Consider the following 15,598-nt stretch of genomic DNA (forward strand, 5'->3'; position numbering starts at 1 on the left):
CGCCTAAAAAGTTATATAGAACAACTGCTGCCTCTTCTTCCCATTAAGCATATCTCCCAGTTAACGAGCGTACATTGGCACACCATTAAAGAGATAGATAAACGCCGACTTCGACAAGTGGTACCGTCAGTGAAATGGGAGGGGCTAAGGCAACTCGTCATGGACGAGTTCGCTATCTTTAAAGGACATCGGTATGCCACGGTCATTGCTGACGCTAAGACTCACCAAGTCATTTGGATAGGGTTAGGCCGTAGCCGCAAGGACATACGACCGTTCTTCGAGCTGTTAGGCAAGCATGGCAATAATATCGAAGCGGTCGCGATGGACATGAATACGGCTTTTGACCTTGAAGTTCAAGCGCACTGCCCGAACGCAAAAATCGTTTACGACTTATTCCATGTTGTCGCTAAGTTCGGTCGTGAGGTCATGGATAGAGTCAGAGTCGACCAAGCCAACAAGCTCAAGCAAGATAAAAAAGCGAGGCAATGGGTCAAGCGCTCACGCTGGGTGTTGTTGAAAAATAGAGGCAACTTAAATCCACGGCAAGACAGCTATCTTACAGAAATATTGAATATCAATAAGGACTTAATGACCACTTATATACTCGGGGCACAACTCAAAGAGCTTTGGTATTGTGAATCAGAAGCACATGCTAAAGGGCTCTGGGAGGCGTGGTGGGCACAAGTACAAGAGAGTGGAATTAAGCCATTGAAAGAGTTCGCACGAAAACTGAGTCCTTATCTTCACGGTATTATCGCATCGGCAAGTTATCCGCTAAACACCTGCACCCTAGAAGGGATAAACAACAAGATAAAGCTAATCAAGCGAATGGGGTATGGGTATCGAGATACCGACTACTTCTTGGAAAGCCGCGATGAACCACAAATAAGCGGCTCTTTTTTAGCCCAACTTTCTGCTCTTAAACCTTATCGACTGTATCCGCCCCATGAACCCACGGGACGATATTGTTAATACGTGAGCGCCGCAATCACACTGTTAGCGCTAAGGAACCTTTGAAACCGTCATCAAAGCTCACTCATAATAAGCTATTATTTACAGTAGATTTCGGTTAATTTTCCAAAGGCCATTATGAAAAACAAACTGAGTTTAGCAATTCAAGCATACTGCAACTGGATTGATTCAAACATTATTGAAATTGCTTATGTCGGTTCCATTCTAGTTGTGATTCTAACGCTCATCATCAATCTTATTTAGGCTTCCATTTCCTAAATATTAGTTTCCTTTACTCATTAACGAGCTTTTCTAAAAGCCTCAGAGTTAAATCAATCACCTCATGGATTTGGAGTTTTACGCCTTCAAATAGCTGCGTGAGCGGATCTATTTTTGAGGTTGCAGCTTCAACAATGACTGATTTACCTCAACGATAAACTGATAACCTCTCATTCAATGAATCCTATCTTTTTAACCATTGCCTTGTTCGTTTGTAGGGGCCCGTCCTCTATACACGACTATTGGTTACGCTTGAATGAGGATACTATTGAATTAGAATGCCCCTCAAACATATATCGCCTTGGTGATTGAGAAACAAACAGAATGAAACAAACAAATCATATCGAACAATGCCAGCAAGAAATTTTGAGCTTTTCGGACCGATTACATCAATCTGGTTGTGCGCCTTACTCGGTAGCTCAATACACTCAAGCTTATGCAAAACGCCAGAACATTGATGTCTCTATTGATGTGACCCCGACAAAAGTCATCACTATTTTTGAGCAACCCACGCAAAAAGTCGTGATGGAAAACAAAAAACCACCCTCGGTTAACTTACGTGATTTAGTCGCAACGCTTAAAGGGTTTTCGACTCATTCCCATTACGAAGGTTCAGAAACCTACTCGAATCGTACCTTGTGCTTTGCCAATTTATTGCTTCCGCCATGTTATTTAATGTTAGTTGGCAGTACTTATCTGGCGGTCGGTTTATCCATTATTCTGGGCGCTATAGCCTGGCTAGCACAAATTTTCCTGACTGGGCCAAGAAGCATTCTTGTCGAGTTCTTTGTCGCCTTAGTAGCCAGTTTTTTAACCGGTATGATAGCGGCACAGGTTCCCGGCTTACCAACATTGGCACTGTGCATTTCTTCCATTGTCCTTTTTATTCCTGGGTTAACCGTCACCAACGGCTTAGCCAGTCTTGCTCTCAATGACTTTCGGTCAGGTATCGAACTGCTTGCACAAAGCGCACTCATAGTAATGAAAATATTCATCGGCATTGTTATGGGGTTAGGCTTAGCCAACATAATCAATCAACCATTATCGGTACCGGTATTTATTGATGAAATCCCATTCGTTCTTCATGTCACCGCACTGATCGGGATTTCTGTCGCTATTGGCCTTATTTTCAACGCAAGTATGACAGAAATTCTCTTAGGCCTTCCTGTCGCGGCAATTGGCATGTGGGGGCCACATTGGTTTACTTCCGATTGGGTTGTAGGTACATGGGTAAGCACAATACTCATTACGCTTTACGGGTTGGGGATGGGAAAATTGCGTCACGTTCCACCACTCATATACATTATTCAAGGGATCATCATTCTTGTCCCCGGTAGTCGAATCATTGTCGGAGCAAGTGAGTCCTTCTTTGCGACCTCCATTTTACCCATTCCGAATATTGGTCTGTCCGCCTTGCTGATGTTTGGCGCGATTATGGCGGGACAAATCATGGTTTATTCTATATTTAGTCGTCATTTTGATTCCATCATTGAGGACTAACCATCGAGCTAACAATCGCTGATCAACACGCCCCAATAACCCACGATTGAGTCTTTATCTGCTTTTTGACGTTAACCGATTCTGAGAAGGTACTGATGAACAGAGTCTCGAAAATCGATAAGACTATTTTGTTTCAGATGGCGAGGGGAATGAGCAATATGGATTTGGAAAAACCGAATAGAATCGAAAGTAGCCAATAATTCAATAAGATAAGGATGCTTAGGATGAGTCAATGCAAAGTAGGCAGAGGTAAGCTAGGTATAGGCAAGCGCTAGGTTGATAGGCTTGCCATCTACTCCATTTCCGTTCTAACTACGCCACCAGTGCGTTCAGTTTTTTACGCATACTCTCTTTATCAAGGCCACCTTTAGGTCCAATGAAGACTAACCGTGACGAACGAGATTCATCATCTTCCCATGCATCTCCAACCGTCACATTGGCTCGCTGGCCCGTGCACTGAAATACACAGCGATGATCAGGACGATCGGTTAAATTTAAAATACCTTTCATGCGATAAGCATCAATTGAAAACTGTTGCAGTAGAGGATACAAACTTTGTAGATTAAGTGGTTGATCAGTTTCAAAGCTGAATGTTTCGAAATCATGGTTCACGTGATGACAGTGCTCATCATGACAATCATGGTGCTGGCATTCCTTTTGATCAGCCGCTATTTTGTTAGTGACAAAGCGCGTACTTTCAGGGGCATCAAATAAGATAGGTAAATCCACTTCACCGAATGAAATATCAATCAATTTAGCAAACGGAGCTTGTACTCGGCACCATGCTTTGACTTGCTCTAGTTTATCAGCATCGACTAGGTCAACTTTATTAACCAGAACAATGTCAGCCACTTGAATTTGCTGCTTCGACAACGTCTCCATTGGGCCTTCTAGCCCTAAAATGTTTTCCGCATCGATCGTCGTCACGATTGCATTTAAAGGTGCGTGTGCTTGCAGTTCCGGATCTTCAAATTGAAGTGCCACTTCTTTAGGTTCTGCGATACCTGAAGTTTCAACAATAATATGGTCTGGGCGTTCCTCTAATGCGAGTAAACGCATTACCGAAACGACTAGTCCTTCTGCAAGGTTACAACAGATACAGCCATTCTCTAGGCTGATCATATTTTCACTTTCAGATTTAACTAACTCCGCATCAACATTGATTGATCCAAAATCATTGACGATCACAGCCATGCGCATTCCATTTGCATTGGTTAATATATGGTTTAGTAGGGTCGTTTTCCCTGCTCCTAAAAATCCGGCTAAAATTGTTACTGGAATAGGCTTCTTGCTCATAGCATGCTCTCTTTCGATTTTCGTTGTCTATATTTACTCGGTAAGCAATAAAAAAGGTTGAGCTAATGCCCAACCTTTTAAGTCAGGATAACTTAGCCCGTAACTTTGTTGCGAACCGCTTCACCTGGGTTTGAATCTAACAACATTTCACCAGCTTCAATGATAGGTGTCCCGTTTACAAGTACGTATTTCATGCCTGTAGAAAGGGCATTTGGTTTATCAAATGTTGCAACGGCTTTTACTTCATCAAGTTTGAAAATAGCTAAATCAGCATCTTTACCTACTTGAATACGACCTTTATTTGCCATTTGTGGAACAGCATCCTCAAGAATACGACATGCGTTTAAGCTAGTTCTTTCCATCGCTTCTACTAGTGTTACCGCTTTGTATTCCTCGACATATTTTTCAATAAAACGAGAGAAACAAGCAAGTGAGCGAGGGTGAGCTATTGCGTTGCTTGGAAGTGGCCATACATCACCTTCAATTAATACGCCTTTATCATCCATCCAAGGCATTGCATCTGAAGCGATAGCTGCACCTGGGAACAATACTGAACGGTCCATTTTAGCGCGATCTTCTTTGTTCTCATCGGGTTTTAAGAAGTGCATGACAACCACGGTACCGGGCGCTGATGCTTGTAGTTCAGTGACTTTTTCTTGGTTTAGTGCTTTACCATTCGCTTCCATGTAGCTAGCGCTTGGTACACCCCAACGTTGTAACCAATCGTCACCACGGAAAACTTCTGCGCCAATAACGGAAGAGCCAGCACCATAAGGATAAGCTTCAGTAGTAACGGCTAAACCTTGATCAATGGCGGATTGAACTAAATCGGCACAATCTTCGATATCTTGTACTGACGTGCTGTTGAGGTGACAAATGTGCATGTGTGCACCCGTTGTCGCCGACAGGCTAATGAGTTCTTGGTATGCTTCAAAGCTTGATTGTGGCTCTGCGCTGTTTAGGTAACGAACGTGAGTGTAAGTTGGTACTTCATAGCGTTTTGCTAGTTTAGCAAGATCATAGTACTCTTTGTGGCCATAACCTGGTGCGTAACCCGCGTTAATACCAATGCCTAAGCCCCCCTCTTTAAGACCTTGCTCAACCGAGCCCAGAATTTGTTTTAATTCATCTGGGGTTGCTAGGGTATTTTGCCAATTGTTTTTAGAAAAAGCTTTCTGGAACCAAACAATCGTACCATCAGGAGCAGGCATCGTAGGTTCTTTTGCTTGAATACGAGCGTAAGTCCATGCTACAGAAGCGCCGTAATTAATCGGGCGACCTTCAGCAGCAGTAATATCGTAGTACGTTCCGATTGGGAATAGACCAGATTCCATCTCAAGAGCGGTGGTTACGCCATCGAATGCTTGAGCACGGGCAGCAGGAAGTTGTTGTCCGTGAGCGTGCATATCGATAAAGCCAGGTGCAACCACGAGACCTTCAGCATCGATGATTGTTTTGCCTTGCAGCTTTTTGTCTGAGATTGCAGCAATACGCTTACCTTTAATACCGACGTGACGAATTGCGTCGAGTCCAGTTTCAGGATCAACAACACGGCCATTTTCGATAACGATATCAAATGGCCCTTTCTCGTTAGGCATCAGTTTGATGTTTTGGCCAACCAGTTTTTCAGGGGCTGCATGTAAAACAGAGGCAAAAGGCAGTGCCGCAGCCCCAACCGCTAACTTAGTCAAAGTCGAACGTTTATCTGTATCGACACCATCAAGTAATACTTGCGTAGCGTCCAATTCATTTGGGTCGTAATTTTTCATATTGATACCTGTTATGTTTGTTGTAAAAAAATACTAGTTCATGATTGCTATGAAAACTATGCTGCATGTAGAAAAATCAATCGATTGACTAACACCCACCTTTCCATCATTAGAATCCACTGCCAACCGTTATATAAAACGCGCTGTCAACGTCACTAAAAGCGAGGTCTACCCCCATGTGTAACCCATATCGGCAAGCTATCTGATAGCGAAATCCAGCACCATACGCATCGACACTTTCATCGTCTGACAAACTGCCCTCTACTGTCGCTTTACCCAGGCCATAAAACGCAGAAACGGTCCAACGATTATCAATCGCATTATCGTATTCCGCGACAACACCCAGCCCAGAGGTCACCGAGCTTTCGCCCATAAAATATTGAATAACGCCATTGATAGCGTTATTCACATCTTCATTACTGGTCTCAAACTCTACCGAGCTCTGGCCAATAATCTGTTTCACACCCAGCATCAATGGTGTGTTTGCCACTCGAAACTGGAGCTGCTGAAGCGCAGCGACTCCCGAGTTTTTTGTGCCGAATTGAATCGTTTTGTTGTACGACGCACCTATACTGAACTCTTTGAAAATATCGAGGTTCGCCTTTCCAGCGCCAACGCCACCCGTATATCGAATGGTATCTTTTAGCCACGACGGTATCACCGTTAATGTCGGTATCAGAACCTGCGCCATATTCAAAGTCCCCACCATGAATAAAGACATACACGGGTAATGACTCTGAACCATTGATCTCCGAAGGACGCCAAATATTAAGATTCAAGCAATCTTCAGATTGCTCTTGCTGGGTTATTTTAAGCTGTGGGCACACGGCGCTAAATTGTGTCGCATCTATAGCGCTATCAGAATTGTCTTCTAATTGACGGAGTGACTGTGCTGAAAACGTTGTTGATCGGCGTAAGTGATTCCTTTAAACGCTTCAATGGATACGCGTTGCTCGTCACCTGCTAAGGTATTGATCACAACAGACTCTCTATTTGCGAAAAGAGTCGCGTCCCCGATGGATACTGAAACCTGCTCTGTTGGTAATGTCTGAAGCGGTTCTGGCTTAATAGGACGTGAGCTGGTTTCATCACTACCCCACGCAGAAAGAGCAACAGTGATAGCGATAACCATGAGTGAGCGATGCGTTAAATTCATGGTTGTACCCATAAATGTGTTCGGCCATCTGACCTGATATTGGTATCATCAAACCTGAGAATCCCTATGCTCAGCCATGCTCATTTCTGGAGTATTTGAAGTATTTTTTCTTTATGGTGCGATATTAATTCACTCTTTAAATTTGAATAAATCGCTTATGCAGGACGTGACCCTACATATATTCACTACCGTGAGTGGATGTCGCTTTTTATTTATCACAAAGACTTCTTGTTGTACCTTATTTGGCTGACTATCTAGGGTTGATAAAATTTCAACGGGTTCTTGAAACAGCTCTATAGGGGGTTGCTGTGACTCTCCTTCTGAAGCTTCAAACTCATCAAAGAACCCAAATATGTTATTAGAGTCTGATGGCATAGCTAGCACCAAACGTAAGTTTCGAGGCCAAAGCCAATATTGTTGAGGTCTGTTTTGACTTGACCCGAAGAGGTCCAAGGTAGAAGTGCGTCGATATCAGGCTCTGCTTTCGCCAGCTCTTTCATGCACTTGACCATGTAGTCTTAGAGGATAAGACCGTTGGCTTTCGCGGTCTCGATGATGCTGTAAAGCATCGCGCTCGCCTCAGCACCGTTTGGTGTGTTGGAGAATAGCCAATTTTTCCTGCCAATAACCAGCGGTTTAATTGCGCGTTCAGCGCGATTATTATCGATAGATAAGTGACCATCGTCGATATAACGAATGAGTTTAGGCCATTGCCCGAGCTAGTACTTTATTGCTTTGCCTAGTGGGCTAGAGCCTATCACCTTCTGGGTTGTCATCCATTGGTAAAGCTCATCCAGTATCGGCTTGGCATACGCTTAACGCTCTGCTTTGCGTTCTTCGGCAGGCGCACCTTTTAAGCGTGATTCTATCCCGTAGAGCTTTTGGGGTTTAGCCAGCACTTTATCAGCCTTGCCCGATTTACCTTCCCCTTGAAGCTTCTTCGCGTCCATGAACTTGCGTTAAGCACCCCACATTAGTGACGTGATGCAGACCATGATAAGCCGTGTAGCCATCGGTTTGTAGATAACCGTTGTAGTCACCTAAAAAGTCCACGGGGCACACCCTCGCGCGACTGTTTTGATAGTCGTACAAGGCGATTTTTTCACATTCGGCAGTGCCGCTTCGGGCGAGTCAGCGCCTGAGCAGTAAAGCCACATATAACACTGCTTCTCTTCTTTGAGCACATTGAGCGGCGTTTCATCCGCCTGAACCACCACTTGTTGAAGTAGGTTCTCCTTCAAGGCCACATACAGCGGGGCGAACTTCTCACTGACTTGGATAACCCACCTTGCCATGGTGGCGCGTGATAGCTCGATACCCGACTGGGTAAACAGCGATCATCAATCAATGCATTGGGTGCTAACTCTTGTCCTCCACCCGCTAAGCGACCATTACAAAAAGCACCAACAAGGATCTCGCCGGTAAAGCTGCCTTTGTCTATGGGCAACGTGCCACTGTAGGGCTTAAAGCCAAGTGCTTTCACCACACCTGTTAGTGTATACGCACCGCCACCGAGAAAATCTTTAAGCTCGACTGGCGTTTCAGCTGTGACTTCAGCACCAAAACCCGCCGCAGCGACATTCATAAAATAGCGGTCATTCGCACGCGCGCTATCCACCGCAAACGCCTTGCCTTCCAGCGCTAGTTCAAAAGCACCCGAAATATCGTTAGGTATTCCCGTTGCGGTAGCAAAATCATTCGCAGTGCCCATTGGGACAAGCGCCAGTTGTGGTCTTTCACTGGCACGGAACAGGTTGAGCGCGTTAACGGCTTCATTCACCGTTCCATCGCCACCGACAACAATCAGACGCTTAACACCATCGCATATTGCCTCGCTTACCAAACGAAACATGTCCGACGATTCCCAAGTCCCTCTAACTTGCAGGTCAATATCATTGTCCCTCGCCGCAAAGGTGGCTTGCCTTAATTCCGGGATATTGGCTTTCTTTCCGTTTAAAATCACGCGAATGCTGTCCATGGCTATGTCCTTGTATAGGCTAACTTGATAACTCTTTTGCTGCCGCTTTGATCTTAGCTCGTAACCACTTATGGCTTGGTTCATTAGTACGGCTTGGATGCCAAATCATACACATATCGAGGTCTTCCAACTCGAAGGGTAATGGTAGTGTTTTTACCGCGTACTTTTCAGCAAAACAACGCACTGATGAAATAGGCATCACTCCGATGTACTCAGAGCCTTCGATAACAGGAAGCATCTCTACAACGCCCGCTGCGCGATACACGATTCTACGTTTCTCAAGGTCACTATAGTGCTCAGAGCTTAATAAGCTTTTGCGCGCATGCCACCTAGAGACCACCACATGCTCGAGTGCTAAGAACTGTTCCATATCGATGGTATCGCCAACCGTAGGATGATCACTACTACACACCACCACCAGCTCTTCTGTAGAAATCACCTCGTGCTTAAGCATGGTTCTTCCTTTAGGCGTCATATCAACAATCACGTCGTGTCTTTGCAGCCTTAAATCAGACTCATAGTCTTCGGTAAACAGAGGATGAACCTCTAACGCGATACCTGGTGCGACTTGGCTGATTAACCGCATGACTTTTGGCATCATTTCGTAGCTCGCCGCCGAGACGCAGGCAATGGAAAACACGCGGCCTGAGGTTTTAGGATCGAAGTCTCTTGATGCGGATAAGGTAGAAGTAAAGTTTTTAAGTGCAGCGGCCATTGCAGGATAGATATCAATAGCGAATGTGGTTGGCTCTACGCCTGATGTGGTGCGATGAAACAGTGGCTCATCATAGATATCTCTCAACCTTGCAAGTGCTTTACTCACTGCTGGTTGGCTTATATCCATGCGATTAGCAGCTCTAGATAAGTTCTGCTCTTCATAAATAGCGACAAATATAGGAATTAGATTTAGTTCGGTACTTTTCATACAGTTCCATATTAAAGAAGCAGGTTCTCCATAGTAGAGAACCTGTCGATTATGTTCGATGCGAATGACTAAAGTTTACTACTTAGTTCTATCTTTTAAGTCTGGCAAGGCTTTAGGGATTTTCAAGCGAGCAGCAATTGAACGAGAATTGCTTGAGTTTGATGTGTCACTGGGCAAGTTACGTAACCCTTTCCATAAACGAGTGAATACGTTTTTATCTTCACATCCTTGTTGAAGGGCTTCGCTATCTTCTAGCCAACGCTTTTGTCCATTTGATTTACCATGTTGCGCTTTATCCAGTTGCACTTTATTCAGTTCTAACTGAGAGGTTTGGTTTCGCAATTGACGGTAGATAAAGGTTCTTAATGCAGCCCAATTACCTTGCTTAACTAAACGACGTAGTACCAGCCAACTCGGTGTTGGGCGGTTTGCGTAGTAACGCTTAACCGAAACAATCAACGCAATGCAGACTAACAACACCAAACCAACACTAATAAACACCGACATGTAGGCTTTGATGAAAGATTGGACTGTGTGTTTGGCTTCAAACACTTCGCCTTTTATCACCACGTTTTCAAGGCGTTGATTTTTGCTGTCCCACCACTGAAATGAAAACTCTGGCAGCGTAAACTCACCACCCTGCTGAATCACATATACAGTCTGTTCAACTCGGCTTGAGCGATAATCACCACGTTCTTGAGTGTCATCCAAACGGTTGGGCTGTGGGTAAGCTTGGAACTGCTTAGTGGACTTATTGGTTAGCACATCTGGCAGCAACACAGAAAAGCTGTCTTTTGCCTTAATCGTGATAGTTCGAGTAATAGCATCGCCAACTTTTAGCTCTTCACTTGAGCGTTGCCATTGCTGCTCTATATCTACTTCTGTCGCAGAAAACCAAGGCGTTTCATTATCGAGTAAACCTGAAGGCAACGAAGCTTCAAACTTAATCGGCTGCGTGTAAAGCGTACCGCCCACGTTTGAACCATCAGGAGCAGAAACTTGGATACGAACCGGCACGGTTGGAATGACAAACTCGCCAGAAGTCATCGGATAAAGTGTCACTTCCCATCGTTGACGCGACCATGTAGTGCCATTGACCCGTTCCGTGTAATTAGTCGCGAGTTGGTTACGTTGCTTAGCGATCACGTTAGGGATTTCGATACTGCCGATTCGAGTCCCTCCCGTTAACCAACGCGGCGTCGCCACCTCAATGTTCAGAATTACCTGCTCATTAACGCTCACTTTAGTCTGCGTTATCTTATCGCCTGACTTTGGCTTTTCCCCTACCCAAGCGATAAGCTCAACGTCACCACTTTTTTGGAGGTCGAAGATATCTGTAGCAGAAGCAACAAAAGGAAAAAACCAACTCAATATAAGAATCATCGACAGTAGCCACTTATGGGATCTGAATCGCACTCTCTTTGATTGAATCGCTTCAAGAGCTAAATCATATCGACTCATTGCGTTTGCTCCTGTTTTGACGCTTGTTCGATGGAAGGCGCAGGATCTCTTAACTGAATTTGGAATTTGGATTTCAAGAAGAACTTAGGATCGGCTTCTACTCGCTTTAACCACTTGTCGGCAAGCTCTTGGCTGCCCAAAATCTCATTCGCGTTAAGTGTTTCCTTAAGCATCAATTCCGCTACCGTTTCTTCTTCAGCGCCATCACCCGTTCGCGGCTGATCGTCTTCGAGTTCTAAAGATTCTTCAGGGCCATCTGTGGTTCCAGACTGGCTTTCACTGGTTCGGTTTACCTCTTCGACAATTCCACTAAGCACAGCAAGATTGTTCTCCACATCCGTTCTTAGTTCTGGTGACAGATCCTCTTTCTCACTTAATGATTTCAAGAGGTCTCGTGCGGCAAGGTATTCACGCTGCCTAGCTAACGCACTCGCTGCATTGTACAAACCAAGGTCAGTTTTGGTTTGCAAAAACGCACTGTGAGCGAGCTTAAAATCACGAGCATAGTAATAAGCCGCGCCCTTTCGCATTGGGTCAGTAAAATGTTTGGCAGCTTGAAGATATTCTTTCTGATTCAACAGGCGTTGACCTTGCTGATCGGGCGTTAACCATAAGTCCCACCACCATTGAGCTGTTTTGTCCCAAGCCGTAACCGACTCCACCACAACCGGTTTATCAGCGGTTAAGTTGACCGTTTTCGCCAAAGTGCTTGGTGAATAGATGCTGCCCGAAATCACTAGACCAACGACACACCACTGCACCAACCATCCTTTTCTGAACCACAACAACATGATAATCGCCATTGGGATAAGCAAGCCATAGCCCATGTCTTTCCAAGGCATTGAAGATTCGCCGTTGAGCTGCATGTTTCTTTCAACCGCTCTGTTCAGTTGTTGGATATCCGAATCATCAACGGTCACCTCAACCACTCGTCCACCCGTCTTACTCGCTAAGTTACGCAATGAATCTAGGTCGACAGGGTTATCGCTCACCACATCGCTATTTCCGGCAGCCAAAATCAGCAGCTGATATGGGTTTTCGTTAAAGAAAGTTTCAAAAGCTCGTGTGGTACTTGGATTCACACCATCTGATACCAACAACACTGACGAACCTAACTCACCAGACAATTGCTGATTGATGAGCGGCAACGCTTCCTCTGCTGACTTACCTGAAACAGGCATGATATCGGGTGTGATAGCCGCTAGAAACGGTTCAAACACCTTGCTGTCTTGCGTGACGGGCATCGCCACGTGTGCGCTGCCTGCATAAACCACTAAGCCCGTATTACCGCCTTTGCGAGCTGCCAATAAGTCTCTAATTTTCTGCTTAGATCGTTCCAAGCGACTTGGAGGCAAATCTTTAGCAAGCATAGATTCACTATTATCAAGCACAACCAACATCGACGCTTTGTCTTCACCAAAAGGCGAAGCCTCACGCTGCCATGTTGGGCCAGAACAGATAATGATGGCGATAGTCACAATCACCACCAATAGCTTCAACGGCAGTTGCTTGCGCCAGCCTGTTTCGCCAATCGTCAATGCATCACGTAAATGTGTAGGTAAAATGTCTTTCCACGTTGGTTTGGTCTCTTCTCTCCAACGAACCCATAACAGGAAGAACATCGGAATAAAGGCCAACAACCACAAAGGTCGGATAAAATGAAACTGGGTAAAAAACTGTTGTATCGTGAGAGAATCAGGCATCACTCTCTCCTTTCAAATTCTTAACAGAAGAAGCGAGCAGCGATCTTCGGCGTATCGTTGCTAAGCTGAATGCGGTCAAATACATCACTACAACAATCGCCATCAAATAGTGGTGCAGCCCCTGTTTAGGGCGATAAGTGGTACTTTCATATAACTGAGGTTCAAGCTCACCAATCTGAGCATAGGCTTTGGTCAGTTCGTCGCGGTTAAGTGCTTCAAAGGCTTCGCCACCTGACTCTTGAGCGACACGCTTGATGGTTTCCATATCCAGAGCAACCTCTCCAACGGTTTGCGGATCGCCCATCGCAATAACGTGAATTCGAACGCCTTTAGCCTTGGCGACTTTTGCGGCATCGATAGGCTCAACAAAACTTCCTGTATCATTACCGTCTGTTAATACGATCACGACTTTCTCTTTTTCGTTGGTGTCGACGTTTGAATCTTGAACGGCAGCACTTTGCTTTTCACTTTGTTCAAACACCTTGATCGCCAAGCCAATTGCATTGCCCAAGTGCGTACTTTGCCCTGCCATCGCGACATCGGTTTGATTAAGCAGTTCAAGCCATACATCTTGGTCCGCGGTAAATGGCGTTTGTACAAACGCTGCATCACCAAACAAGATCAAACCGAGTCGGTCACCTTTTCTGGTTTTCGCAAAATCAGCCAGCACCTCTTTGGTCGCATCTAAACGAGAGATTTTATCGCCTTGTTTAGAAGTGAAATCTTGCTCCGCCATTGAGCCAGACAAATCGACCACCACCATCACATCACGACCCAATTGTTCGCGAACCTGTGGCTCACCAAGAATGGTTGGTTTCGCTAACGCACACACGACCAATACCCAAGTAATAATGAGCGTGGTTCGTTGCCACCAGCTTGGAGTTAACTGGCTTGCACCTTCTGACGGTGCTTCCCCAATCGCTTCTACCAATTCTCGAAAAAATGGCACCTTAATCGCCATTTGCTTAGTTCGATAAGCTGGCACCGCAAAGTAGACCAACAACGGTAAAGGCAGCGCAATAAACCACAGCGGATGTGCAAATTCAAAACTGGCAGATAAAACATCAAACATTGTCTTGCCCCTCAACCGTTACCTGTACATTCGGCTTGTGAAGTTTTAGCCACATCATCGCGGTTTGAATTACCTCTAAACGCTGTTCAAAGCTCAAACGCACATTAGAGTCAATTAGGCTTTGCATCCATAATTCCGAAACTTCATCGGCAAAGAACGCATTGCTGTTTTCACTCGTGTTGGCGCTAACAGGCAGATAAGCGTTCAAACGGTTCACATAAGCTTGGCCAAACAACTTGGCATTACTGCTGTCTAGGTAACGAAGCACCACTTTGAGGACTTTAAAGGTTCGTTCGGTTGAGTTCTTATCTCTTGCATCCAGTACCATGAGTTCTTGAAGCGCTTCTTTGCGATAACGGTTATTCCACCACCTTAACGCCAAGCGATAAGCCAGATAGATAGCGACTAATAACAGAATAACGCCAAGGATCTTCCAGCCGATCGTTTGAGGAGCCCAGCTCACACTGTCAGGAATCGCTACATCGTGCAGTTCGCGGAGGATATAGGTACTTGGGGGAGTATGTTCAACAGCCATTTAGCGCCCTCCCACTAGTTTCTGCAGCTGTGATATGTGATTGCCCGACGTGTCTAATTCTATATAAGGGAGGTTTTTCATCGCCATCAATTTAGCAAGGGACAGTTTCTGAAGTGCCGCTTTTTGGGCAAGGCTTTCACTTGCGAGGTTAACCTTAGATTGGCTATCCAGATTAAGTTGAAAGCGACCATCACCCACCACCCAGTTTGCGCTTGCAAGATCTTGAGGCAATGACTGTTCTAATGAATCGGTGACCATAATGGCTAAGATGTCGTTGTGTTGTTGCAGTTGCTTTAGTCGGTCAAGATGTTGCTCTTGGCAATCTCGCCAATCACTAATAAAGATTAAGGTCGATTGCTTTAATCTCATTCGTTTTATCAGTTCAATCCACTGGCTAAATCCAACACCTTCGCTATCGCTCACACTGACACCTAAGCTTTGATTAGCCTTGGTAAGATGTTTTAACTGAGCCAATAAGTCCGATTGAGAACGCTGCGCTTTGGTATGAAAGAGCTTTTGGTGCGACGCCAAAACGAAACCAACTCGATCACCATCTTTCAGCACTCGCCATCCACACAATGCCGCCACTTCGGCAGCCACAACAGATTTCATGGTGTTTTGAGACGCAAAGAACATCGAACTGCGCTGATCGACACAGATCATCACATTACGGTCTTTCTCTTCGGTATAGCTACGAACATGAGGCTTACCCGTTCGCATCGTAACTTTCCAATCGAGATTACGGATATCATCACCCAATTGGTAATGACGTAATTCTTCGAAGTTCAAACCACGACCACGGAACAAAGAGTTATGTCTGCCTGAAAGTACGCTGCCCGCTTTTAAATGAGGTAACAGTGAAAACGACTCACCTTGAGCCTGAATTCGCACTAACCTTGAATAATCACAATACAGTCGTGGATCAAGGCCTTGCGATTTGGGAGCTTGTGTTGGCTTCGCCATGACGCCCCCC

General features: G+C 45.2%; 13 protein-coding genes and 2 pseudogenes. 2 read left to right on the forward strand and 13 right to left on the reverse strand.

All coding sequences use genetic code 11. The features are described from left to right. On the forward strand, positions 1–972 hold a 972-nt coding region (locus AB4623_RS14480; RefSeq protein ID WP_372146721.1), incomplete at its 5' end, for an ISL3 family transposase. Positions 973–1,554: 582 nt separating this feature from the next. Next, positions 1,555–2,730, forward strand: coding sequence for a threonine/serine exporter family protein (locus AB4623_RS14485; RefSeq protein WP_017064690.1), 1,176 nt, complete (start codon positions 1,555–1,557; stop codon positions 2,728–2,730). A 312-nt stretch (positions 2,731–3,042) separates the two neighbouring features. Here AB4623_RS14485 and AB4623_RS14490 read toward each other — a convergent pair whose 3' ends face one another. The 13 genes and pseudogenes from AB4623_RS14490 to AB4623_RS14550 form a co-directional block, all read right to left on the reverse strand. Continuing rightward, positions 3,043–4,026, reverse strand: a complete 984-nt coding sequence (locus tag AB4623_RS14490) for a GTP-binding protein (RefSeq protein ID WP_065584640.1) — start codon at positions 4,024–4,026, stop codon at positions 3,043–3,045. A gap of 92 nt (positions 4,027–4,118) precedes the next feature. Further along, positions 4,119–5,795 carry an amidohydrolase family protein gene (locus tag AB4623_RS14495; RefSeq protein ID WP_017062008.1) on the reverse strand — a complete coding sequence of 559 codons (1,677 nt, stop codon included), beginning with the start codon at positions 5,793–5,795 and terminating at the stop codon, positions 4,119–4,121. Positions 5,796–5,904: 109 nt separating this feature from the next. Then, positions 5,905–6,540: a hypothetical protein gene (locus AB4623_RS14500; RefSeq protein ID WP_017064692.1), complete on the reverse strand. Its 636-nt coding sequence runs from the start codon at positions 6,538–6,540 to the stop codon at positions 5,905–5,907. Further along, positions 6,500–6,622: pseudogene (locus tag AB4623_RS14505) on the reverse strand (carboxylesterase family protein); the annotation flags it as partial. The gene AB4623_RS14500 and the pseudogene AB4623_RS14505, both read right to left, overlap by 41 nt. 44 nt (positions 6,623–6,666) lie before the next feature. Further along, positions 6,667–6,951, reverse strand: a complete 285-nt coding sequence (locus AB4623_RS14510) for a hypothetical protein (RefSeq protein WP_017062010.1) — start codon at positions 6,949–6,951, stop codon at positions 6,667–6,669. 377 nt (positions 6,952–7,328) lie between these two features. After that, positions 7,329–8,288, reverse strand: a pseudogene (gene tnpC / locus AB4623_RS14515) (IS66 family transposase); the annotation flags it as partial. After that, positions 8,189–8,929, reverse strand: a complete 741-nt coding sequence (locus AB4623_RS14520) for a YegS/Rv2252/BmrU family lipid kinase (protein WP_372146722.1) — start codon at positions 8,927–8,929, stop codon at positions 8,189–8,191. The gene AB4623_RS14520 and the pseudogene tnpC, both read right to left, overlap by 100 nt. A gap of 19 nt (positions 8,930–8,948) precedes the next feature. Then, a complete protein-coding gene (locus AB4623_RS14525; RefSeq protein WP_017064697.1) occupies positions 8,949–9,854 on the reverse strand; it encodes a LysR family transcriptional regulator in 906 nt (301 codons plus the stop codon). Positions 9,855–9,932: 78 nt separating this feature from the next. Next, positions 9,933–11,315: a BatD family protein gene (locus tag AB4623_RS14530; RefSeq protein WP_372146724.1), complete on the reverse strand. Its 1,383-nt coding sequence runs from the start codon at positions 11,313–11,315 to the stop codon at positions 9,933–9,935. Beyond that, the gene (locus AB4623_RS14535; RefSeq protein ID WP_372146726.1) at positions 11,312–13,018 is read right to left on the reverse strand and encodes a VWA domain-containing protein; all 1,707 of its coding nucleotides are present in this window, start codon (positions 13,016–13,018) and stop codon (positions 11,312–11,314) included. Before AB4623_RS14535 ends, AB4623_RS14530 begins: the two co-directional genes overlap by 4 nt. Continuing rightward, positions 13,011–14,090 carry a VWA domain-containing protein gene (locus AB4623_RS14540; RefSeq protein WP_372146728.1) on the reverse strand — a complete coding sequence of 360 codons (1,080 nt, stop codon included), beginning with the start codon at positions 14,088–14,090 and terminating at the stop codon, positions 13,011–13,013. The genes AB4623_RS14535 and AB4623_RS14540 overlap by 8 nt, the downstream gene beginning before the upstream one ends. Next, on the reverse strand, positions 14,083–14,625 hold the full coding sequence (locus AB4623_RS14545) for a DUF4381 domain-containing protein (RefSeq protein ID WP_136974456.1): 543 nt from the start codon (positions 14,623–14,625) through the stop codon (positions 14,083–14,085). The genes AB4623_RS14540 and AB4623_RS14545 overlap by 8 nt, the downstream gene beginning before the upstream one ends. Then, entirely contained in the window at positions 14,626–15,588 is a 963-nt protein-coding gene (locus AB4623_RS14550) for a DUF58 domain-containing protein (RefSeq protein ID WP_372146730.1), read from the reverse strand. Between the last annotated feature and the right edge of the window lie 10 nt (positions 15,589–15,598).

It is taken from the genome of Vibrio sp. 10N.222.52.C12 (assembly GCF_041474215.1).
Classification (GTDB): domain Bacteria; phylum Pseudomonadota; class Gammaproteobacteria; order Enterobacterales; family Vibrionaceae; genus Vibrio; species Vibrio crassostreae_C.

Bases quoted from the DNA above. Each gene is read 5' to 3' on its own strand.
- AB4623_RS14485 (WP_017064690.1), top strand. From the start codon at position 1,555: ATGAAACAAACAAATCATATCGAACAATGCCAGCAAGAAATTTTGAGC.
- AB4623_RS14490 (WP_065584640.1), bottom strand. From the start codon at position 4,026: ATGAGCAAGAAGCCTATTCCAGTAACAATTTTAGCCGGATTTTTAGGA.
- AB4623_RS14495 (WP_017062008.1), bottom strand. From the start codon at position 5,795: ATGAAAAATTACGACCCAAATGAATTGGACGCTACGCAAGTATTACTT.
- AB4623_RS14500 (WP_017064692.1), bottom strand. From the start codon at position 6,540: ATGGTTCAGAGTCATTACCCGTGTATGTCTTTATTCATGGTGGGGACT.
- AB4623_RS14510 (WP_017062010.1), bottom strand. From the start codon at position 6,951: ATGAATTTAACGCATCGCTCACTCATGGTTATCGCTATCACTGTTGCT.
- AB4623_RS14520 (WP_372146722.1), bottom strand. From the start codon at position 8,929: ATGGACAGCATTCGCGTGATTTTAAACGGAAAGAAAGCCAATATCCCG.
- AB4623_RS14525 (WP_017064697.1), bottom strand. From the start codon at position 9,854: ATGAAAAGTACCGAACTAAATCTAATTCCTATATTTGTCGCTATTTAT.
- AB4623_RS14530 (WP_372146724.1), bottom strand. From the start codon at position 11,315: ATGAGTCGATATGATTTAGCTCTTGAAGCGATTCAATCAAAGAGAGTG.
- AB4623_RS14535 (WP_372146726.1), bottom strand. From the start codon at position 13,018: ATGCCTGATTCTCTCACGATACAACAGTTTTTTACCCAGTTTCATTTT.
- AB4623_RS14540 (WP_372146728.1), bottom strand. From the start codon at position 14,090: ATGTTTGATGTTTTATCTGCCAGTTTTGAATTTGCACATCCGCTGTGG.
- AB4623_RS14545 (WP_136974456.1), bottom strand. From the start codon at position 14,625: ATGGCTGTTGAACATACTCCCCCAAGTACCTATATCCTCCGCGAACTG.
- AB4623_RS14550 (WP_372146730.1), bottom strand. From the start codon at position 15,588: ATGGCGAAGCCAACACAAGCTCCCAAATCGCAAGGCCTTGATCCACGA.